The organism is Saccharopolyspora oryzae (genome assembly GCF_027853915.1).
GTDB lineage: Bacteria > Actinomycetota > Actinomycetes > Mycobacteriales > Pseudonocardiaceae > Saccharopolyspora > Saccharopolyspora oryzae.
On the sequence record NZ_JAQGLA010000011.1, the window covers coordinates 1 to 20,897 of the forward strand.

Genomic DNA, 20,897 nt, shown 5'->3' on the forward strand with positions numbered 1-20,897 from the left:
CGCCGGGCCAGCCCGGCGAGATCGGCCTGGACCTGAACGCCACCTCGGTGACGCTCCCGGTCGTCGGCGGCCTGCCCGCGGTGACCTCGGCCGGGACGGCCAAGCCGACCGTCCGCCCGGGCCACGTCCCGCCGCGGCCGGACGTCCAGCTCAACCGGGACTGACCGGAACCGTGCCGGTGGCGCGCGCCACCGGCACGGCCGGATCACGGTGCCACGTCGGCGTACTCGGTGCCGATCTTCAACGCGTCGATCTCGTTGACCACGTCGTCGCCCTCGGCGCCGTAGACGCCCCACTTCGGGTGGTTCTCGCTGTCGAAGGTGCGGCACGCCCAGCGGTGGGATCCGTCGGTGAACGTCTGCTGCTCACCGTCGAACCAGAACTCCACCCAGCCGCCGGTGGTCTCGTCGGACAGGTGCAGGCCGAGGACGATGCTGTGCCACTCGCCCGCTGCGATCGGGCGCTCCCAGATGATGCGGGTCTCGTCGGGTTGGCGTTGCAGCAGCGACAGCTTGCCGTCGATGACCTTGAGGACGACCGGGTAGTTCTGGACGTGGCTGCCGTAGGACTTCCACTGGAAGGTGGCGTTGTTGTCGACGGTGCTGGACAGCTTGCTGCGCCAGCCCAGGTAGTAGGTGGAGCCGTTCTCGAAGTCGTACTCCTGGCCGTCGACGCTGATGCCGCGGCTCTCGCACCGCCGGAGCCCGGCGGGCTTGTCGTAGCGCCAGATCGCGCCCTGCTCCGGGTCGTCGACCGCCGTGACGCTGCCCGGATCGGCGCATTCGGAACCGATGTGCGCGAAGACGCCGGTGCCGTGCGAGGCATCGCCGTCCCACATGACCGCCGCGGACGCCGGAGGCGCCGACGCGAGCAGGAACGCCGCCGCCACCAGGGCCACGGCGGGAGTTCTCCCGACCATGATCGTTCCCTTCCGGCGGCGGAAGGCCAGATCTACCGGAACTCCAGGTCCGGCGTCCAGAGGTGTCACCCGAATCGCGCTGGCCAGGACCCGTGAGCACTTTGGGTCGCTATAACAACCCAAAGTGCTCACGGGCGCCCATCAGGCCTAACCCGTGACGAGGCTGAGGCCGTAGGCGTTGAGCGCTTCCTGGACCGGCTGGAAGTAGGTCGTACCTCCGCTGGAGCAGTTGCCGGAGCCGCCCGAGGTCGTGCCCTGGGCCTGGTTGCCGCTGATGAACGAGCCGCCCGAGTCACCCGGCTCCGCGCAGACGTTGGTCTGGGTCAGCCCGTAGACCGTGCCCTCGGCGTAGCGCACGGTCTGGTTCATCGCCTGCACGGTTCCGCAGTGCCAGCCGGTGGTCGAACCCGAGCGGCAGATCGACGAACCGGTCGGCGCCACCGACGCGCCGGAGACCACGCGGCCGTAGCCGTTGTACATGTTCACCAGCCCGCGCGGCGTCCAGTTGGAGTTGGCCGAGACCCAGGCGTAGTCGTCACCGGGGAACGACGAGCCCTGGAAGGTGCCCATCGAAACCTGGTTGTAGCCGGAGACCGCGGTCCCCGGACGGCCGCAGTGCCCGGCGGTGACCATGCCCGCAGCGCCGGAGGAGGTCCGCACCGGGAAGCCGACCGAGCATCGCCCGCCACCCATGTAGTAGGCGTCCCCGCCGATGAGGTCGTAGAGCGGCCGCGGCGCTTCGGCGACCTCTTCCACCCGCACCGAGTCGTCGAGGCTCCGCGCCTCGGCCAGGAAGTCCTCGGTGGCGGCGTCGCGCTGCGTGCGGTCGACCGACACCACGACGGAGTTCGACCGCACGTCCACGCGCCAGCCCGTGACCGACCGCGGCGCGGACGCGTCCATGCTGTCCAAAGTGGACTTCGTGGCGTCGAGGTCCCGCTCGCTGTTGGACACCACCACGGCGTCCGCGCCGGCGGCGCGCGCGGCTTCCGCCGCACGTCCGTCGGTCACCGCCGCGACGAGCTTGCCGCGCGCCGCGTCGAAGTAGGAACCGGCGAAGGCCCCGCCCGTGCTGCCGCGCACGGCCTGGTCCAGCCGGATCGCCTCCGCTTCCCGCGCCAGCCGGTCGTGCGCCTGCTGCTCGGTCAGCCCGAAGTCCCGCTGCATCGCGGCGAGCAGTTCCGGGGACACCTGTTGCTCCGCGGGTGCGGCGGTGGAGGGCACCGCCAGGGCGGCGAGCGTGCCCGCCGCCAGCACCGCTGCACCCAACAACCGGGTGGTTCTGCCTCGACTCATGGTCGACTCCCTCGATCCGTTTCTGGGCAGGGATCACCCGCGCACGACCGATCGGGCCGCGATGCGCGGGAGCTGGAGCCCCGGCGTCCACCGCCGGGGACGAACGCCCGCCCGAAGAGCAGGGCGGGTGGAGCAGAGGAAGGAATGAGCCCGAACCGACCGCAGACCGCGACGATTCGTGCGAAGGACATTTAAAGAGACCGTCGCCGCAGCGGACACCACCTTTCGGGGCATCCTTGACACCTGAATCCCGCTGCAGGACGGGCTTTTCGGCGCGGAACCGCCAGCAGCAGCACTGGCCGATGGGCCGAGCGGGGCGAAGGCGGTTCGTCGCTTCGAGCCGGGAGCGGAGCCGGCGCGGGGCGGTCTCTACCATCGGCGGCGTGCGCTTCGTGCTTGCTTCCGCGTCCCCCGCCCGCCTCTCGGTCCTGCGCTCCGCCGGCATCGAGCCGCTGGTGCGGGTTTCCGGCGTCGACGAGGACGCGGTGACCGCTTCGCTGGGCGACCCCTCGCCGACCGAGCTGGTCACGGCGCTGGCGCAAGCCAAGGCCGACGCGGTCGCCGCCGAGATCGGCGCCGAGGAGCCGGACGCGGTGGTCGTCGGCTGCGACTCGATGCTGCTGATGGCGCACGGCGAGATCGTCGGCAAGCCCGGCACGCCCGAGGCGGCCGCCAAGCGCTGGGCGCAGAACGCGGGCAGCAGCGGTGAACTGCTGACCGGGCACGCGATCGTCCGGCTCCAGGGCGGCGAGGTCATCGCGCGCGCCAACGGGCACCTGGGCACCACCGTGCGGTTCGGGGAGCCCAGCGAGGCCGAGCTGGAGGCCTACGTCGCGACCGGCGAGCCGCTGCACGTCGCGGGCGGGTTCACCCTCGAAGGCTTCGGCGGCTGGTTCGTCGAGGGTGTCGACGGCGATCCGTCGAGCGTGCTCGGGATCAGCCTGCCGCTGACCCGCAAGCTGCTCGCCGAGGTCGGCGTCAGCGTCGTGACGTTGTGGAGCACCCCGACTGCGGAGTGAGATCGGGCATCCGGCGCCCGAGTGAATACGAACACAATTCGGTTACCCCTGGATGGGTTTCGCCGCGCGGCTGGTTACAAATGTTCGCGATGGACACCCTCCGACGGCTGTATCTGACTTCTCGCCTGCACGTCGATCTTCGACGGCAGGCCAGCTCCGTCTGTCTGTGATCGAGCGCGGCACGGCCGCTTCCTGAGATCCGCGCGCCCTCGTCTCGCGCGCGCCGCTCGAATCCGAACTGCCTTCGAACCCCACTCCGCGAATCCGGGAGACCCCTGTGTCCACCTCCGCTGGGCGATCGCGCCTGCGCTTCAACCCCAAGCTGTTCGCCGTGGCCGTCGTCGCGTCGCTGGTGCTCGGCGCTCTGCTCGGCTACATCGCCAAGCAGACCGGCGCCGAGTGGCTCACCACGACGCTGGACACCATCGGCACGACCTTCACCAAGCTGCTCACCTTCACCGTGCTGCCGCTGATCTTCACCGCGATCGTGGTGGGCATCAACAGCCTCCGCGGTCTCGGCGGCGGCCGGACCGCGGCGCGCCTGGGCGGCAAGACCGCGCTGTGGTTCGCCATCACCTCGCTGATCGCGGTGGTGATCGGCCTGGCCGTCGGCTCGGTGTTCCAGCCCGGCAAGGGCCTGGTCATCGAACCCGACCCGGAGAAGCTGCAGTCCATCGGCGAGAAGACCCACGGCTCCTGGCTGGACCTGGTCAACGGTCTGGTGCCCAGCAACCTGATCAGCGCCTTCTCCGAGGGCGAGACGCTGCAGGTCGTGTTCATCGCGCTGATCATCGGCGCCGCCACCTACAGCCTCGGCGAGAAGGCCGCGCCGTTCGTCGAGTTCAACAAGGCCGCCTTCGAGGTCATCCAGCGCGTGCTCGGCTGGATCATCAAGCTCGCCCCGATCGGCACCCTCGGCCTGATCGGCAACGCCGTGGCCAGCTACGGCAACGAGTTCTTCGCGCCGCTGCTGAAGCTGATCGGCTCCACCTACGTGGCCTGCGCGCTGGTGCTGTTCGTGGTCTACCCGCTGCTGCTGGGCCTGGTCGCCAAGGTCAGCCCGGTGCGCTTCTTCGCCAAGTCCTGGAACGTGCTGCAGTTCGCGTTCGTCTCCCGCTCCTCCAGCGCGAGCCTGCCGCTGACCCGGCAGACCACCGAGGACCTGGGCGTTCCGGCGTCCTACGCGAACTTTGCGGTGCCGCTGGCCACGACCACCAAGATGGACGGCTGCGCCGCGATCTACCCGGCGGTCGGTTCGATCTTCATCGCGAACCTCTTCGGCATCAGCCTCGGCCCGGTGCAGTACCTGACGATCGTCGCGGTCGCGGTGTTCGGCTCGATCGCCACCGCCGGCGTCACCGGCTGGTTCACCATGCTGACGCTGACCACCGCCGCGCTGGGCTTCCCGCCCGAGGTGGTCGCCACCGGCATCGCCATCGCCTACGCGGTGGACCCGATCATGGACATGATGCGCACCGCCACCAACGTCGCGGGCCAGATCGTGGTGCCGACCGTGGTCGCCCGCAGCGAGGGCCTGCTCGACGACGAGGTGCTGGCCAAGCCGAGCACCCCGCTGGTCGAGAGCAAGGCCGCCGACGAGACCGAGCTCGTCAACGCCTGATCCGCTCCGCTCGGAGGGCCCCGTCGACACCGGTCGGCGGGGCCCTCCGACGTTTCGCGGAACAGAGCCGGAACCCTCCGCTCACCCGGCTCGAACGGGGGTCCGCCGACCGTAGGATGGGGGCGTGGAGAAGGGACGGCGGGGCAAGGACCTCCGCATCGGCGACCCCGAGCGCGAAGGCGCGATGCGGCTGCTCGGCGAGCACTTCGCCGTCGGACGCCTCGACGTCGGCGAGTACGACGAGCGCTGCCGCCAGGTCGCCGCGGCCCGGTTCAGCTCCGAGATCGAGGCGCTGTTCGAAGATCTGCCCGATCCCCGGCCGATCCGCGTGCCCCAGACGCCCGAGCCCCGCCCGGTGGGGATGAAGGTCGCGCTCGCGGTCGGCGTGGCGGTGCTGGCCGTGCTGCTGCTCGTCGTCGCCCGGCAGGCCGCGCTGATCGTGCTGATCCCGCTGATCGCCGTCCTCTGGTTCACCTGGCGCCGCTGAAGATCACTCGGTTCATCTACCAGGACCGCGCCGCCTCCGACCACGCTTCGTTACGGTGATGGCATGCACAGCTCGCGGATCACCGGAGCTCGGCGGTTGAGCGCGCTGCTCGCCGCCAGCACGCTCGCCCTCACCGGGTGCAGCCTCTGGCAGTCGCAACCGACCGCGGACACCGCGGCCCCACCACCGATGCCGCTGCCCACGACGAGCACCCAGCCCCCACCGCCACCACGGCCCTACGAGCTCGGGCTCGACGGCGTCGCGGCGTGCACGCTGCTCACCACCGCCCAACGCAACCAGCTCGGCTTCGACCGCGACCCGATGCCCGACTCCGAGGCGGGTTTCGGCAACGCGGCGACCTGCAGCTACCGCAACACCACCGCCAAGGTGGGCGCCCGGCTGGCGCTGATCACCACCGAGGGCATGAGCGTGTGGACCGACGACACCGCGCAGGTGGAGGCCACCCAGGTGGTCGTCGGCGGATTCCCGGCGCTGGTCATCAAGACGCCCGGGCTCGACCTGTCCTGCAACGTGGCGGTGGACGTCGCCGAGGGCCAGCACCTCGACGTCCTGTACCGCGACGACGGCGGGCAACCGCCGTCACCGGTGGACCAGCTGTGCGCCGGAGCCCAGCGGGTCGCGGAGGACGCGGTGGTCACCCTGTCCTCGCCGGAGACCTCGGAACCCACGCAGACCAGGCAGACCACCCAGCCGCGTTGATCACGCAGTGCGATCAGTTGCCCAATGCAAAGAGTGATACTCACCGCTTATGGAGCACTCCCCAGCGTGACGATTGGTGACTACAGTGTCCGCTGGACGTTTAGTAGCTTGAGCGCTCGGGCGTTCCGCTCACCGGCCAGGTGCCCGCACAACACCTGACCCGGCGCGCGGCCCCGCACAACCGCGCGTTCGAGCACGAGGGCCTGCACCCGCGATCAGGGCCCTTACCTGTGGGAGGGAAAACGTGCCGCTAACTGCTCCGTGGGGCGACAGCTCGACCGAAGCCCTGCCGGGAGTGTCCGGCGGCTCGATGCAGGTCGAGCCCGCCGCCATCCCCCGGCTGGTCAACGCGCTGCAGGAATCGCTGGACGCGGTGGGCCTGCAGATCGAGCACGCCATCACCGAACTGCGCATCCGACCGTGGGCCGGCGACCCGGTCAGCGCCGACGCCGCCGAGGAGTTCAACAAGCGCTCCCTCGGCGGCGGCGACGACGCGCTGACCGCGTTGTGCGGTTACCGCGACCAGCTGCAGGCCGCCGCCGAGTCCTTGGAGCGTGCCAACCGCCAGTACTCGACCATCGACGGCGAGACCGCGATGGGCATCGGAGGCTGCTGACCAGCGATGAGCGACCACCGGTGGCAGGGGTACCGACACCCCGAGCTGTACGCGCAGATCAACGAAGGCCCGGGAGCCGACGGCTCGACCAGCAGCGTCCGGCGCTGGAGCGAGCTGACCCGCGCGCTCGGCGACATCGACGCCGGGCTGGCTTCCGTGCTGACCTCGGCGATGGCCGGGTGGAGCGGAGCCGCCGCCGACAGCGCCCACGACGGGCTGCGGCCGCTGGGCAACTGGGCCGCGCTGGCCCAGGAGGCCACGAGCGTGATGCGCGAGCGGGCCGAGGAGCAGGCGGAGTTCATCGCCAAAGCCCGCCGCGACATGCCGCCGCCGGTGCAGGTCAGCGCGGAGGAACCGAGCGGCGCGGAAACCCTGCTGACGCACCTCTTCGGCGGGCAGACCGACTACGAGGTCCAGGAGGCCAAGCAGCACGCGGCCGAGCAGCGCGCGTTCGACGTGATGCGCACCTACGAGGCGTCGACGCAGACCAACACGACGTCGCTGGCCTCGTTCACCCCGCCGCCGCAGGTCGTCGTGGACGTCCCGCCGAGCGGGGGTTCCCACGTCTCCGCCGGTCAGCAGAACGTGACCATCAGCTGGGGTCCGGCGAACGTGCCCGCACCGCGCGGATCGACGAGCGCGACGCAGCGCACCGGCCAGCCGATCACCACCAGGTCCGGCACCACCTCGACGCGGGGCGGTGAAGGCCGGTCCGCCGGTGCGGGGCGGCCGACCGGCAACGAGCGTTCCGGCGGTGGTGGACGCGGAAAGCGGGAGCAGCGCGACGAAACCGTGGACCAGAAGGTCACGGAGAAGGTCGGCAACCGCGGCGGGTTCTTCGACCTGGCGGAGTCGCCGTCGCGACCGGTGATCGGCGGCGAACCCGGACAATGACGTTCCCCGCGACCGCCCGGCAGCTGGTCCTGTCGGCGCTGGAGTTCGACGTGCTCGTCGAGCACCTCGAGCTCGAAACCATGCCGCTGGTGCTCAAAGTCCCGTCCCCCGGCCGCACCCACACCGAACGCGCCGAGCTCGTCGACTCGGCGTGGCGCTCGCTGCACGGGCGCGGTCTCGGGCGGCCGACCGACGTCGACGCCGACCTGGAGCGGATGCTGCGCCTGCTGGCCCACCCGGACCGCGAGGTCGACGGGCGGCTCTGGCTGGACCGCAGCGTGCGGGTGCTCGCCGCGGCGAAGGGCGACGAAGCGGTCCTGGTCGTCAAGGACGGGGATCAGCTGACCTTCCGCTCGGCGTCGGCGAGCGGTTTGCCGCGCGAAGCGATCTCGGTTCTGCCTGCGCTGCCACCAGGTCCCGGGCGCTCGGTCTCGCTGCGCAGCAGCGACTTGGATTCCGCGGCGGAAGAAGCCGGCAACAACGTCGAGCAGCTGACCAGTGCTCTGCAACGTCGAGGCCTCCGCCCGGACGACGCGGAAGCCCTGACGGGCATGGTTTCCGGCGTCGGCGCTCGCGGTCAGTTCGGCGCAGCGGCCCGAGACCGCTTCGGCCGCCGGGTCCGTGCAGATCGGGTCGTCGGCTTCTTCGACACGACCCACGGCCGCTACGCCCAGCTGCGCCGGGAATCCCCGTCCGGCGACGTCTGGAGCACGATCGCCCCGGTCGACGCCCGCCGCCTGACGGCCCACCTCGAAGAACTCCTCACCGAAGCGACCACCGACCGCTGAGCCCGCCGCGAACCGCAGTTTCAATTGAAACTGCGATCCGCCGTGCCTGGGTTCCGCAGTTTCAATTGAAACTGTGGTTCAGTACCACCCGCACCGAACCCCGGAACCACGACCCGACGACCCACCGCAGGACACCGGGGTCAGGTCCCGAACCGCCAGGTGCCCCGGGCCGTGTCCGGTGGGTGCTCCGTGACGGGCGCAAATTCAATGGAAATCGGAGGTCCGATTTCCATTGAATTTGCGTTGGCCCGCAACGAGATCCGGCGCCGATGCGCCGGGGAGCGGCACATCGACGCCGGGGTCAGGAGCGGTGGAGGAGGGTCAGACCAGCGGTTCTTCGATGCGCTTGCGGGCCTCCGGGGCCGCCGAGCGCTTCGCGTCCGCCGCCTGGTCGTCGGGCTGGGTCTGCGAGTCGCGCTCCGCCTCGACGCGCTGGGTGTAGACCTCGACCTCGCGCGCCACCTGCTCCTCGTCCCAGCCGAGGACGTCGGCCATCAGGCGGGCCACCGGCTCGGCGCAGTCGACACCGCGGTGCGGGTACTCGATCGAGATGCGGGTGCGCCGGGTGAGCACGTCCTCCAGGTGCAGGGCACCCTCCGCGGTGCACGCGTAAACCGCCTCGGCCTGCAGGTAGTTCGGCGCGGCCGGGATCGGCTTGAGCAGCTCCGGGCGGTCGGCGGCCAGCGCCAGCACGTCGTGGATCTCCGAGCCGTAGCGGTCCAGCAGGTGCCGGATCCGGTACGGGTGCACGCCGTGCTCAGCGGCGAGCTGGTCGGCCTGGTTGATCAGCGCGTGGTAGCCGTCGGCGCCGAGCAGCGGGACCTGGTCGGTGCACGAGGGGGCCATCCGGCCGGCGATGTCCGGGGACACGGCGTCGACCGCGTCGGCGGCCATCACCCGGTACGTCGTGTACTTGCCGCCGGCGATCGCGACCAGCCCCGGGGCGACCCGCGCCACCGCGTGCTCGCGGGACAGCTTCGAGGTCTCCTCGCTCTCCCCGGCCAGCAGCGGGCGCAGACCCGCGTAGACGCCCTCGATGTCCTCGTGCTTCAGCGGAGTCGCCAGCACCGTGTTGACGTGCTCGAGGATGTAGTCGATGTCGGCCTTCGTCGCGGCCGGGTGCGCCAGGTCGAGGTTCCAGTCGGTGTCGGTGGTGCCGACGATCCAGTGGTTGCCCCACGGGATGACGAACAGCACCGACTTCTCGGTCTGCAGGATGATCCCGGACTCGGCGACGATGCGGTCGCGCGGGACGACGATGTGCACGCCCTTGCTGGCGCGCACCCGGAACCGGCCGCGGCCGCCCGACAGGTGCTGCAGCTCGTCGGTCCAGACGCCGGTCGCGTTGATCACGGCCTGCGCGCGGACCTCGGTCTCGGCACCGGTCTCGACGTCGCGGACCCGCACACCGGCGATCCGGTCGGCTTCCCGGATGAACCCGTTGACCTGCGTGGAGGTCATGACCACCGCGCCGTAGCGGGCCGCGGTGCGGGCGACCGTCATGGTGTGGCGGGCGTCGTCGGCCTGCGCGTCGTAGTAGCGGATGCCGCCGATCAGCGCGCTGCGCTTCAACGCGGGCACCATCCGGAGCGCACCGGCGCGGGAGAGGTGCTTCTGGCCCGGGACCGAGCGGGCGCCGCCCATGGTGTCGTAGAGGAACAGACCGGCCGCGGTGTACGGGCGCTCCACGAACCGCTTGGTCAGCGGGTACAGGAACGGCACCGGCTTCACCAGGTGCGGCGCGATCCGGGTGAGCATCAGCTCGCGCTCCCGGAGGGCCTCGCGGACCAGCGAGAACTCCAGCTGCTCCAGGTAGCGCAGGCCGCCGTGGAACAGCTTGCTGGAGCGGCTCGACGTGCCGGCGGCGAGGTCGCGGGCCTCGACCAGCGCGACCTTGAGGCCGCGGGTCGCGGCGTCCAGCGCGGCGCCGGCACCGGTCACCCCGCCACCGATCACCACCACGTCGAACTCGTCGGCGCCCAACCGCCGCCAGTTCTCGGCCCGCTCGGCCGGTCCCAACGTGCCCTTCAGCCGGTTCTCGGTCTTGTCTTCGGACACCGCGTCCTCCTCGCTCGAATCGCGTCCCACCAGGTCTTTCAGCGGCGGCGGAAGCCGCGCGCGGGGTGGGACTCAGCTTGCTCCGCTGCGTGCACTCGCAGGCCTTCGCTCGAGGACTACCCCGGGCCGGGAAGGCGATCGCGGGGCACTGCCCGCGCCACCGCGCAAGTCACTTGCAACGCACTTTCCAACGCCCACCGCCGACGCGGGAACCGGACCTTGACGAATGGTCATCATGCCCGACCAGCACGGTCCGTGCCCGGTGCGACACCACGCGCATTTCCTGCCTGCTCGACCAGCGCACCGCGGTCCCGCAGCACCTCGATGTCGGCGCTGCTGGTCTTGGAATCGACGATGACGATGTCGAAGTCCTCGACCGGCGCGACCGCGTGCAACGCCCGCCGCTCGAACTTGGTGTGGTCCACGTAGAGCACCCGGCGCTGCGCGGAGGCGAGCATCGCCTTCTTGATCTGCACCATCTCCTGCTGGGGGTAGCAGCAGATCCCGTCGGTGACCGCGGAGACCGACATGATCGCCAGGTCCACCCGCAGGTTGCGCAGCGCGTCCAGCGCCATGCCGCCGACGAAGGCGTCCGCCCACGGCAGGTAGTCGCCGCCCACGCAGATCAGGCTGATGCCCGGCGCGTTGCGCAGCTCGTCGAACACGCCCCGGTGGTTGGTGACCACGGTCAGCGGCGCCCGCTCGGGCAGCAGCCGGGCCAGGTAGACACCGGTCGTCGAGTCGTCCAGCACCAGCGCCTGGCCGGGTTCGACCAGCTCGACGACGGCGCGGGCGAGCTCTTCCTTCTCCGCCTGGTTCTGCGGCAGCCGGTATTCCGACGCCGCTTCGTAGAGCAGTGACGACGCGGCGGAGACGTTGCCCCGGTTGCGGTGCACCAGGCCCTGCGACTCCAGGTCGGCGAGGTCGCGGTAGACGGTCATCGCGCTGGCACCGATGGTCGCGACCAGGTCGTCGATGCGCAGGGTGCCCTCGGCCATCACCAGCTCGGTGATCTTGCGCCTGCGGTCCTGCTGCTTCTCGGACGGACGCCGAGCGGACATCGTCGTCCTCCCTCTCGCTCCCACACCAAGCAACTCGATAAAAACACCATCAGAGGTGCCTTGCAACGTTGTTTTCCCCAAGTCTAATGTTACCGCAGAGTACGGAGCGGCGTCGGGTCGCGCTGCTGCCAGAACCGGGGCCGATCAGCACCCGCGCGGTCGATCCAAGGCGTTGGGCGGGACGGAGCAACCCGGTACCCACGACTGGCAGCATGCATGGACACGTGTTCACATGCGGCAGTACCGTCCCGACTCGCTCCATGTCGGACAGTCACGAAATCCCGCCTGTGCCAACGGCGGCATGAAGAGGGGACGTCAAGGATGACGACCAGTCTCGGGGAGATCTTCCTCTGGGAGTTGATGGGGACAGCGGTACTGACGTTGATGGGCTGCGGCGTCGTGGCCAACAACGTGCTGCGCAAATCAGCCGGGCACAACGGCGGTTGGTTGCTGATCAACTTCGGTTGGGGGTTCGCGGTCTTCGCCGGCGCGAGCATCGCTGAACCCACCGGCGCGCACATCAACCCGGCAGTCACCCTGGGGTTGGCGATCAACGGCCAGACGCCCTGGTCGGAGGTGCCGGTCTACATCATCGCGCAGATCATCGGCGGCACGCTGGGCGGCATCCTGTGCTGGGCCGTCTACAAGCTGCAGTTCGACACCCACGACGACCCCGCCAACACGCTGGGCATCTTCTCCACCGCGCCGACCGTGCGGAACTACCCGTGGAACCTCGTCACCGAGATCATCGGCACCTTCGTCCTGGTCTTCTGGATCATCCTCAGCCCGCAGGCGGGACCCTCCGGCGCGGACGGCGTGCCCACCTTCGGCAACTCGGCGCTCGGCTACGCCGCGGTCGCCTTCATCGTGATCGGCATCGGCAACTCGCTCGGCGGCCCGACCGGCTACGCCATCAACCCGGCGCGCGACCTCGGTCCGCGCATCGCCTACGCGATCCTGCCGATCCGCGGCAAGGGCTCGGCCGACTGGGCCTACTCCTGGGTGCCGATCGCCGGCCCGATCATCGGCGGTGTGCTGGCGGGTGCGTTGGCCCTCGCACTGCCCATCGCCAGCTGACCAGATTCGTCCACATAGGAAGGTAGAAGGACAGATGGCTTCTTATGTCGCCGCCATCGACCAGGGCACGACCTCGACCCGGTGCATGATCTTCGACCACTCCGGCCGCGTCGTCGCCGTCGACCAGGTCGAGCACCGCCAGATCTTCCCGAAGGCCGGCTGGGTCGAGCACGACCCGATCGAGATCTGGACCAACACCCGGCAGGTCTGCGCCGGTGCGCTGGCCAAGGCCGACCTGGTGTCCTCCGACGTCGTCGCCGTCGGCATCACCAACCAGCGCGAAACCACCGTGGTGTGGGAGAAGGCCACCGGCAAGCCGGTGTACAACGCGATCGTCTGGCAGGACACCCGCACCGACGAGATCGTCAACGCCCTCGCCGCAGGCGAGGACGGGCAGAACCGGTACCAGCGCAAGACCGGTCTGCCGCTGGCGACCTACTTCTCCGGTCCCAAGGTGAAGTGGATCCTGGACAACGTCGAAGGCACCCGCGAGCGCGCTGAGCGCGGCGAGCTGCTGTTCGGCAACATGGACACCTGGATCCTGTGGAACTGCACCGGCGGCCCGGACGGCGGTCTGCACGTCACCGACCCGACCAACGCCTCCCGCACGATGCTGATGGACCTCGAGCGGCTGGACTGGGACGCCGACATCTGCGCCGAGCTCGGCGTGCCGATGGCGATGCTGCCGGAGATCCGCTCCTCCTCCGAGGTGTACGGGAAGTTCCGCGAGCGCGGCGTTTTCGCGGGCATCCCGATCGCCGGCATCCTCGGCGACCAGCAGGCGGCCACCTTCGGCCAGGCCTGCCTGTCGCCCGGCGAGGCCAAGAACACCTACGGCACCGGCAACTTCGTGCTGCTCAACACCGGAACCGAGCGAGTGATCAGCGAGAACGGGCTGCTCACCACGGTCGGCTACAAGATCGGCAGCAACGACACGGTGTACTGCCTGGAGGGTTCGATCGCGGTCACCGGTTCGCTGGTGCAGTGGCTGCGGGACAACCTCGGCATCATCTCCGACGCCCCGGAGATCGAGCAGGTCGCCAGCACCGTCGAGGACAACGGCGGCGCCTACTTCGTGCCCGCTTTCTCCGGTCTTTTCGCACCGCACTGGCGTTCCGACGCCCGTGGCGCGATCGTCGGCCTGACCCGCTACGTCAACCGCGGCCACCTGGCCCGCGCGGTGCTGGAGGCGACCGCGTTCCAGACCCGCGAGGTGATCGAGGCGATGAACGCCGACTCCGGTGTTCCGCTGAAGTCGCTGAAGGTCGACGGCGGCATGGTGAAGAACGAGCTGCTGATGCAGTTCCAGGCCGACGTCCTCGGCGTGCCGGTGATCCGACCGGTGGTCGCGGAGACCACGGCGCTGGGCGCGGCCTACGCGGCCGGCCTCGCGGTGGGCTTCTGGACCAGCGAGGAGGACATCCGCTCGAACTGGGCCAAGGACAAGCAGTGGGACCCGCAGATGCCGGCCGAGCTCCGCGAGAAGGAGTACAAGAACTGGCAGAAGGCGGTCTCCAAGACCCTGAACTGGGTCGAGTGAGAAACCTTCTCGCCTGACGGCGAATCAAACGACGGCGCGGCCCGTACCTCTGCTCGAGGTGCGGGCCGCGTCTTCTTCGGTCTGCTGCGCGAAGTTCCCGACGTGGTTCCCTCCGGGGTGGATCGGAGGGAACCACGCTTCGGGAGGGGCGGAGCGCCCTGCCCCAGCGCTGCTCGCCCTCGGCAGCGCCGGACGGCGAGCCGAGGGGTGCTCGCCACCAGGAGGTCGGTCGCCGCCGCGAGATCGCTGCCCTTCGATCTCGTCCCTGCCGGTAAGACGTCCGGCCGACCCCGGGGTTGCTTCCCGGATCCGGAAATCTCGGCGGAACCGTTCTCGATCTCGTTTCGTCCTACCTCCAGCTCGACACCCGCAACCGGAATCGCCGTCGAGCTCTGGGGTTTCTCTTGCTGGCGTTTTCCCACTGCGCGCGCGAAAATCCGGTTCGCCCGATTTTCGTCCATAGTGGACTTCAATGTGGCGCCCGGGCTCGAACCGCTGGCGGTGGCCACCTCGACGTCCGGGCAGATCGCCCACCTCGACCAGACCCAGGAAGGCTACGTCCTCCGGGTCCGCGAAGCCGCTTCCGGCGACGAGGTCTGGAGCAGCACGCCGTGGAAGGCGCCCGACCTGACCAAGTCCCAGCTGGCAGGTGATCCGGAGTCGTGGGGCAGCGATAGGCCGATGACCGTGCCCCGGGTCATACTTCGCCGTGCTGGCCTACGGCGAGAAGCGCGCGGACCAGCTGCACGAGGCCGAAGAAGGCGTCTCGGTGTCCTTCTACCCGGCCGACAGCTCCGGTGACTCGGTCGCCCCGGTCTCCTCCGCCGACCTGATCTCGGTCGGCGACGACGGCACCGCCTACGGCTGGGCCGAAGGCGATGACGACGACTCCCCCAAGACCCCGGTCTCGGTCACCGCGCAGGGCAGCACCGCGCTGCCCCCGGAGACCCGGATCCCGGCCGCGGTGCTCGGCGACACGGGCGTCTTCGCCTCCGACCCCGGCCAGGACGCCGCCGGCTTGGTCGTCATCTCCAAGAACGGCTGATCGGTCGAGGTCGGGCGGCATCCCCGCTCGACCTCGCCGTGCTCAGCTGAAATCGCCGACGTGGTCGGCTGCCCACTCGGGGAAGGTCCGGGCCGGGCGCCCCGTCACCTGCTGCACGGTCGGCACCGGTGGGGCCGGGTTCTGCCCCGCTGTCGCCCGGTAACCGACCAGGGTGTCCGCAATTGCTTCCGGCGTCCCCTGGGCGACCATGCGGGCCTTCGCCTGCTCCGGGGTTTCCTCCTCGAAGCGGACGTCCCGGCCGATCGCGTCCCCGATCGCGCGCACCTGGTCGGCGAGGCTGATCAGCTCCGGTCCGGTCAGCGGGTAGGCCTTCCCGGCGTGCCCGTCCTCCAGCAGTGCGGTGACCGCGACCGCGGCGATGTCGTCCTCGTGGATGGGCGCCTGCAGCGCCCCGGGGAACGGTTCCCGGACCGCGCCCTCCGAACGGATCGACTCCGCCCAGGCCAGCGCGTTGGTCGCGAACGCACCCGGCCGCACGAACGTCCACTCGAAGCCGTTGTCCTCGATCGCCTGCTCGATCAGCCGGTGGCGCTGACCGATCGCGTTCTCCTCGCCGAACTCCACCGCCAACGACGACAGCAGCACGACCCGCCGGACACCAGCGGCCTTGGCCTGCTCGACGAACGTGGCGGTGCTTTCCGGAACCGGGAACAGGAAGACCCGGTCGACCCCGTCGAGCGCCTCGCGCAGCGGCTCCGCATCGCCGAGCCCGCCGCCGAACACCTCCACCCCGGCCGGCAGCCCGGCGGTTTCCGGATTCCTGGTCAGCGCGCGCACTTCCGCGCCGGAGGCCAGGAGCCGATCGACCACGCGGCGCCCGACGTTCCCGGTCGCACCCGTCACCAACACCGTCATCAAGTTCTCCTCAACCGATCGGATCAGGGCGACCACGCTAGGACCTCGAGCGCGCTGGAGGTCAAGCGCCCGGCAGCGACATGCCGTCCGGCAGCAGCCCGGCCTCGACCAGTTCCGCCCACACCGCGGACGGCACCGGCCGGTCGAAAAGCGCTGCGTTGCGGTGGACTTCGCCGGCCGACCTGGCTCCGACGACGACGCTGGCCACGGCCGGGTGCGCGCGGGTGAAGGCCATCGCCACCTGCGGCAGGCTGGCGCCGTGCCGGTGGACCACGTCCGCGATCCGTGCGACTTTCGCGCGCAGCTCCGGGGAGGCGGGCGCGTAGTCGAACATCGCCTCCGGGCCGAGCTCGTCGGTGGCCAGGACACCGCCGTTGAACACCCCGGCTGCCAGCACGGAAACGTTGCGGCGCAGGCACGTCGGCAGCATGGTGCCGGCGGCGGACTGCTCGAGCAGCGTGTAGCGCCCGGCGAGCATCACCGCGTCCAAGTCGGTCTCGGTCGCGAACCGCTCCAGCATCCGCCACTGGTTCATCCCGACGCCGATCGCACCGACCACGCCTTGGGTTCGCAGCTCGTGCAACGCCGGGTACGCCTCGTCGACCGCCTGCGCCCAGTGGTCGTCGGGGTCGTGGATCAGCACCAGGTCCACGCGGTCCAGGCCGAGCCGCCGCAGGCTGGTCTCCAGCGATCGCCGCACCCCGTCGGCGCTGAAGTCCCACACCCGCTCTCGGTCCGCGGGCACGTCGAAACCCGCCGGATCGCGGGTATTCGCGGTTCGCGGGCTCGGCACCAGCAGCCTGCCGACCTTGGTGGACACGACCAGCTCCGACCGCGGCTGCCCGGCCAACGCGGTGCCGAGACGGCGTTCGGCCAGGCCGAGCCCGTAGTGCGGTGCGGTGTCGAAGTAGCGGATCCCCGCGTCCCACGCCGCGTCCACCGCGCCGAGCGCCGTTTCCTCGTCGACCGCGCGGTAGAGGTTCCCGATGACCGCGCCGCCGAATCCGAGCGGGGACACCTCGACGTCCGAGCCGCCGAGCTTCACAGCAGCTCCCACACCTGCCGGAGACCGGTGTCCGCACCGGAGTAGTCGTCCTCGACCGCCAGCAGCTCCGACATCCGCGCCTGCCAGGCCACGTTGGCCGGGTGGTCGCGCAGCGCCCGCCGCATCGCCTGGTAGTCCTCGACCTCCACGACGTGGAACAGGTCCTGGCCGTCGCGCCAGATCCGCCAGCTGTGCACGCCGGCTTCGCGCAGCGCCGCGTCCAGCTCGGCCGGGATGACCGCGTGCACCTGCTCGTACTCGGCTTCCCGGCCCGGTGCCAGCTTGGTGCGCAAGGCGATTCGCTGCATCCGCTCCCCTTCCCTCACCCGCCGGCCCACACCGGCCCGTCGGGGTAGCTGTGCTCGCGCAGCGCCTCCGGGCGCAGCTGCGCGGAGAAGCCCGGACGCCGCGGCGCCTGGTAGTGCCCGTCCCGGATCACCACCGGGTCCACGAAGTGCTCGTGCAGGTGGTCGACGTACTCGACGACGCGGCCATCGGTGGAACCGGACACCGCGACGAAGTCGAACATCGCCAGGTGCTGCACCAGTTCGCACAGCCCGACCCCACCCGCGTGCGGGCACACCGGGACCCCGAACTTCGCCGCCAGCAGCAGGATCGCCAGGTTCTCGTTGACCCCGGCCACCCGCGCCGCATCGAGCTGCAGGAAGGACAACGCCTTGGCCTGCAGGAACTGCTTGAACACCACGCGGTTGGCGACGTGCTCCCCGGTGGCCACCCGGACCGGTGCGACAGCCGAAGCGATCGTGGCGTGTCCCAGCACGTCATCCGGGCTGGTCGGCTCCTCCACCCACCACAAGCCGAAGGGCGCGAGCTCGCAGATCCAGCTGATCGCAGTGGACACGTCCCAGCGCTGGTTGGCGTCGACGGCGATGCGGACGTCCGGGCCGACCTCTTCGCGCGCGATCCGCATCCGCCGCACGTCGTCGTCGAGGTCCGCGCCCACCTTCAGCTTCAGCAGCGGGAAACCCCGGTCCACCGCTTCGCGGCAGAGCCTCCGGAGCTTCTCGTCCGAGTAGCCCAACCAGCCCGGGCTCGTGGTGTACGCCGGATAGCCGTCGCGGAGGAGTTCCGCGGTTCGCTCCGCGCGGCCGGGCTCCGCACCGCGGAGGATGTCCAGCGCTTCCTCGCGGGTCAGCGCATCGGTCAGGTAGCGGAAGTCGACCAGGTCGACGATCTGCTCCGGGGACAGCTCGGCGAGCAGCTGCCACAGCGGTTTCCCGGCCCGCTTGGCCTTCAGGTCCCAAAGCGCGTTGATCACGGCGCCGATCGCCATGTGCGCCACGCCCTTCTCCGGGCCGAGCCAGCGGAGTTGGGAGTCGTGCACGAGTTCCCGCCACACCGAGCCGAGATCGTCCAGCACCTCGCCCAGCTGACGACCGACCACGAACGGCTCCAGCGCCCGGATCGCCGCCACCTGCACGTCGTTGCCCCGGCCGATGGTGAACGCGAACCCGTGGCCTTCGAGCCCGTCGTCGGCGTCGGTCTCGATCACCGCGTAGGCCGCCGAGTAGTCGGGGTCCGGGTTCATCGCGTCCGAACCGTCCAGCTCCCGCGAAGTCGGGAACCGGACGTCGCAGGTCCGCAGACCGGTGATCAGCGCAGTCATCGGGCCACCTCGCTTCCGCGCCAACCACCAGGTATAGCGGTCCGCGCAGGTGATGCCAAGATCACCGGGACCGCTCAGGTGAAGGTCTCCAGGAAGGTGTGCCGGGCGTCGGACGTGATGTGGGCCGACCAGAGCGCCTGCAGCGGTACCTCGATCGGCGGGGTGAGCTCGATGACCCGGACCTTCCCGTTCGCCGCCGGGCCCGGGGCAGCGGTCACGAACGCGACGTGCTCGGTTCCGAGGACCGCGGTGACCGGCGGGGTGCCCTGGATGGCGTTGCGGTGGGTGCGCGGTTCGAAGCCCGCTTTCCGGCAGCTCTCGATGAGCAGATCGGTGTACCCGGAGCGGCCCGGGTGGCCCCACACGACGATCTGCTCGTCGGCCAGTTCGGACAGCTCGACCACGTCCCGGTCGGCGAGGCGGTGCTCCGCGGCAACGGCGACCTGCAACCGCTGGTGGACCAGGGTGGCGCGGTTGAGGCCGTGAGCGGGTGCCATGGCCCGGCACAGCCCGAGGTCGAGTTCCCCGGCGAGCAGCTGCTTCTCGAGCTCGGCGGGGTAGCGCTGGTTGACGTCGGTGGCGAGGTCCGGGTGCTCCGCGTGCGCCTCGCGCAGCAACGCCGTGACTTCGTCGCCGGTGACGGCCGGGGTGTGCCCGATGCGCAGCACCTCAGATTCACCGCGACCGATCCGCCGCGCGCGCTTCAACGCGGAGCGGGCCACGCCGTCCAAAACTCGGGCGTCGGAGATCAGCGCCTCCCCGGCCGGCAGCACGGCCACCCCGGTGGTGGTGCGCTCGAGCAGGTCGACGCCGACTTCGCGTTCGAGCGCGCGGATCGAGGTGGACAGCGCCTGCTGGGACAGGTGCAAGCGCGCCGCGGCGCGGGTGAAGCTGCCCTCCTCCGCCACCGCGACGAGATGTCCCAGCTTGTGCAGGTCCAAGCCCACGTCACGCCCTGCTTTCCACGCCCGATCCGGCGCCGCGGCAGTTGACGACCAACGTCACGACCAACGCCGCAGCCATGCCCACCACAGCACCACCCAGACCGATCAGCGGAGCGCTGAACGGCAGTGCCAGCACCACGACCGCACCCGCCACGACGAACCCGAAGTTCCGCATCGCGCCGGTCCCCGCGAGACGGTGCAGCAGGCCCAGCGCGACCAGCACCAGCGCGGCCGGCACCGCGATCGCGAACGCCGCCGACTGGTCGCTGATGTGCGAGTGGTGCCCTGCCGTGTCCACCGCGACTTCGAGGCCCGAGCCCAGCGCGGCGATCGCGGCGAACACCACGAAATGACCGTAACCCCAGGTCAGCGCGACGCGCAGACTGTGGAGCCGCGGTTCGCCCGCGGCGAAGTAGGTCCACCACACGACGAAGACCAGCACGAGACCACCAGCGGCGATCATGATCAACGCCGGCGAGAGCCCGAACTCGGCGAACGCGGACTGCACCGCGGTGAGCGCACCGAGGATGACCTCGCCGAGCACGATGATGGTGAACAGGCCGTACCGCTCGGCGATGTGCTCCGGGTGCCAGCGAGTGGGCCGGTTCGATTCCGCCCACACCGGAACGGCCAGCTCGGCGAGCACCATCACCACGAAGGTGACGTACACCCACGTCCCCGGCGCCCACAGCCGCGCGATCCACCCCAGCTGGACCACCGCGATCCCAATCGCGAAGCGCCGCGCGGTGGCCCGGCCGGCCGGGTCCTCGACGGCGGCCCGCACCCAGTGGCAGATCATCGAGATCCGCATCAGCACGTAGCCGATGGTCACGACGGTGAAGTCGTAGTCCTGGAACGCGGCGGGCACCCCGGCCGCCAGCACGAGCACCCCGGACATCTGCAGCAGCGTGAGCACCCGGTAGAGCACGTCGTCGGTGTCGTAGGCCGAGGCGAACCAGGTGAAGTTCACCCACGCCCACCAGATCGCGAAGAACACCGCCGCGTACCCGGCGAGCCCACCGCCGAGATGTCCCTCGTCCAGGGTGTGGTGCAGCTGCGCTGCGGCCTGCCCCACCGCCACCACGAAGCACAGGTCGAAGAACAGCTCGAGCGGGGTCGAGACGCGGTGCTCCTCCTCCGGGTCGCGCCCCCGCATCGCCTGCCAGCCGATCCTCGCCAGGTTGACCACCGCTATCTCCTCCACACCGGCAACCAGAGCTGCCCCGATCATGCTCCGCTGCTTCGGCGCGGCAGGCGGCCGCCC

At 70.3% G+C, this 20,897-nt stretch carries 21 protein-coding genes; 11 read left to right on the top strand and 10 right to left on the bottom strand.

Going from position 1 to position 20,897, the window contains the following annotated elements; genetic code table 11:
- Window positions 1–205: 205 nt before the first annotated feature.
- Window positions 206–919, bottom strand: a complete 714-nt coding sequence (locus tag OU415_RS09865; RefSeq protein ID WP_270948321.1) for a heparin lyase I family protein — start codon at window positions 917–919, stop codon at window positions 206–208.
- A gap of 147 nt (window positions 920–1,066) precedes the next feature.
- The gene (locus OU415_RS09870) at window positions 1,067–2,215 is read right to left on the bottom strand and encodes a S1 family peptidase (protein ID WP_270948322.1); all 1,149 of its coding nucleotides are present in this window, start codon (window positions 2,213–2,215) and stop codon (window positions 1,067–1,069) included.
- 383 nt (window positions 2,216–2,598) lie between these two features.
- Here OU415_RS09870 and OU415_RS09875 point away from each other — a divergent pair, with 383 nt between their 5' ends.
- The 8 genes from OU415_RS09875 (at window position 2,599) to OU415_RS09905 (ending at window position 8,360) form a co-directional block, all read left to right on the top strand.
- A complete protein-coding gene (locus tag OU415_RS09875) occupies window positions 2,599–3,234 on the top strand; it encodes a Maf family protein (protein WP_270948323.1) in 636 nt (211 codons plus the stop codon).
- A gap of 89 nt (window positions 3,235–3,323) precedes the next feature.
- Window positions 3,324–3,404, top strand: coding sequence for a putative leader peptide (locus OU415_RS38320; protein ID WP_408641833.1), 81 nt, complete (start codon window positions 3,324–3,326; stop codon window positions 3,402–3,404).
- A gap of 107 nt (window positions 3,405–3,511) precedes the next feature.
- A complete protein-coding gene (locus OU415_RS09880; protein ID WP_270948324.1) occupies window positions 3,512–4,855 on the top strand; it encodes a dicarboxylate/amino acid:cation symporter in 1,344 nt (447 codons plus the stop codon).
- Between the two features lie 124 nt (window positions 4,856–4,979).
- On the top strand, window positions 4,980–5,342 hold the full coding sequence (locus OU415_RS09885; protein ID WP_270948325.1) for a DUF1707 SHOCT-like domain-containing protein: 363 nt from the start codon (window positions 4,980–4,982) through the stop codon (window positions 5,340–5,342).
- 63 nt (window positions 5,343–5,405) lie between these two features.
- Window positions 5,406–6,062, top strand: coding sequence for a DUF3558 domain-containing protein (locus tag OU415_RS09890; protein ID WP_270948326.1), 657 nt, complete (start codon window positions 5,406–5,408; stop codon window positions 6,060–6,062).
- Between the two features lie 244 nt (window positions 6,063–6,306).
- Window positions 6,307–6,678, top strand: coding sequence for a hypothetical protein (locus OU415_RS09895; RefSeq protein WP_270948327.1), 372 nt, complete (start codon window positions 6,307–6,309; stop codon window positions 6,676–6,678).
- A gap of 6 nt (window positions 6,679–6,684) precedes the next feature.
- A complete protein-coding gene (locus tag OU415_RS09900) occupies window positions 6,685–7,572 on the top strand; it encodes a PPE domain-containing protein (RefSeq protein WP_270948328.1) in 888 nt (295 codons plus the stop codon).
- Entirely contained in the window at window positions 7,569–8,360 is a 792-nt protein-coding gene (locus OU415_RS09905) for an ESX secretion-associated protein EspG (RefSeq protein ID WP_270948329.1), read from the top strand. Before OU415_RS09900 ends, OU415_RS09905 begins: the two co-directional genes overlap by 4 nt.
- Before the next feature lie 321 nt (window positions 8,361–8,681).
- Here the strand turns inward: OU415_RS09905 and glpD are convergent, their stop codons facing one another.
- Together glpD and OU415_RS09915 are read right to left on the bottom strand one after the other, a co-directional pair.
- Window positions 8,682–10,418 carry a glycerol-3-phosphate dehydrogenase gene (glpD, locus tag OU415_RS09910; protein WP_270948330.1) on the bottom strand — a complete coding sequence of 579 codons (1,737 nt, stop codon included), beginning with the start codon at window positions 10,416–10,418 and terminating at the stop codon, window positions 8,682–8,684.
- A 233-nt stretch (window positions 10,419–10,651) separates the two neighbouring features.
- A complete protein-coding gene (locus tag OU415_RS09915; RefSeq protein ID WP_270948331.1) occupies window positions 10,652–11,479 on the bottom strand; it encodes a DeoR/GlpR family DNA-binding transcription regulator in 828 nt (275 codons plus the stop codon).
- A 321-nt stretch (window positions 11,480–11,800) separates the two neighbouring features.
- Here OU415_RS09915 and OU415_RS09920 point away from each other — a divergent pair, with 321 nt between their 5' ends.
- From OU415_RS09920 to OU415_RS09930, 3 genes are all read left to right on the top strand, one after another.
- A complete protein-coding gene (locus OU415_RS09920; protein ID WP_270948332.1) occupies window positions 11,801–12,556 on the top strand; it encodes an MIP/aquaporin family protein in 756 nt (251 codons plus the stop codon).
- Between the two features lie 34 nt (window positions 12,557–12,590).
- Window positions 12,591–14,096 carry a glycerol kinase GlpK gene (gene glpK / locus OU415_RS09925; protein ID WP_270948333.1) on the top strand — a complete coding sequence of 502 codons (1,506 nt, stop codon included), beginning with the start codon at window positions 12,591–12,593 and terminating at the stop codon, window positions 14,094–14,096.
- Window positions 14,097–14,805: 709 nt separating this feature from the next.
- Entirely contained in the window at window positions 14,806–15,141 is a 336-nt protein-coding gene (locus tag OU415_RS09930; protein ID WP_270948334.1) for a hypothetical protein, read from the top strand.
- 42 nt (window positions 15,142–15,183) lie between these two features.
- Here the strand turns inward: OU415_RS09930 and OU415_RS09935 are convergent, their stop codons facing one another.
- From OU415_RS09935 to OU415_RS09960, 6 genes are all read right to left on the bottom strand, one after another.
- Window positions 15,184–16,017, bottom strand: a complete 834-nt coding sequence (locus OU415_RS09935; RefSeq protein ID WP_270948335.1) for an NAD(P)H-binding protein — start codon at window positions 16,015–16,017, stop codon at window positions 15,184–15,186.
- A gap of 61 nt (window positions 16,018–16,078) precedes the next feature.
- Window positions 16,079–17,062, bottom strand: coding sequence for an aldo/keto reductase (locus OU415_RS09940; RefSeq protein ID WP_270948336.1), 984 nt, complete (start codon window positions 17,060–17,062; stop codon window positions 16,079–16,081).
- A complete protein-coding gene (locus OU415_RS09945; protein WP_270948337.1) occupies window positions 17,059–17,370 on the bottom strand; it encodes an L-rhamnose mutarotase in 312 nt (103 codons plus the stop codon). The genes OU415_RS09940 and OU415_RS09945 overlap by 4 nt, the downstream gene beginning before the upstream one ends.
- 14 nt (window positions 17,371–17,384) lie before the next feature.
- Window positions 17,385–18,689, bottom strand: coding sequence for an L-fuconate dehydratase (locus tag OU415_RS09950; RefSeq protein ID WP_270948338.1), 1,305 nt, complete (start codon window positions 18,687–18,689; stop codon window positions 17,385–17,387).
- A 74-nt stretch (window positions 18,690–18,763) separates the two neighbouring features.
- Window positions 18,764–19,636: a LysR family transcriptional regulator gene (locus OU415_RS09955; protein ID WP_270948339.1), complete on the bottom strand. Its 873-nt coding sequence runs from the start codon at window positions 19,634–19,636 to the stop codon at window positions 18,764–18,766.
- Window position 19,637: 1 nt separating this feature from the next.
- Window positions 19,638–20,864, bottom strand: a complete 1,227-nt coding sequence (locus OU415_RS09960) for a low temperature requirement protein A (protein ID WP_270948340.1) — start codon at window positions 20,862–20,864, stop codon at window positions 19,638–19,640.
- Between the last annotated feature and the right edge of the window lie 33 nt (window positions 20,865–20,897).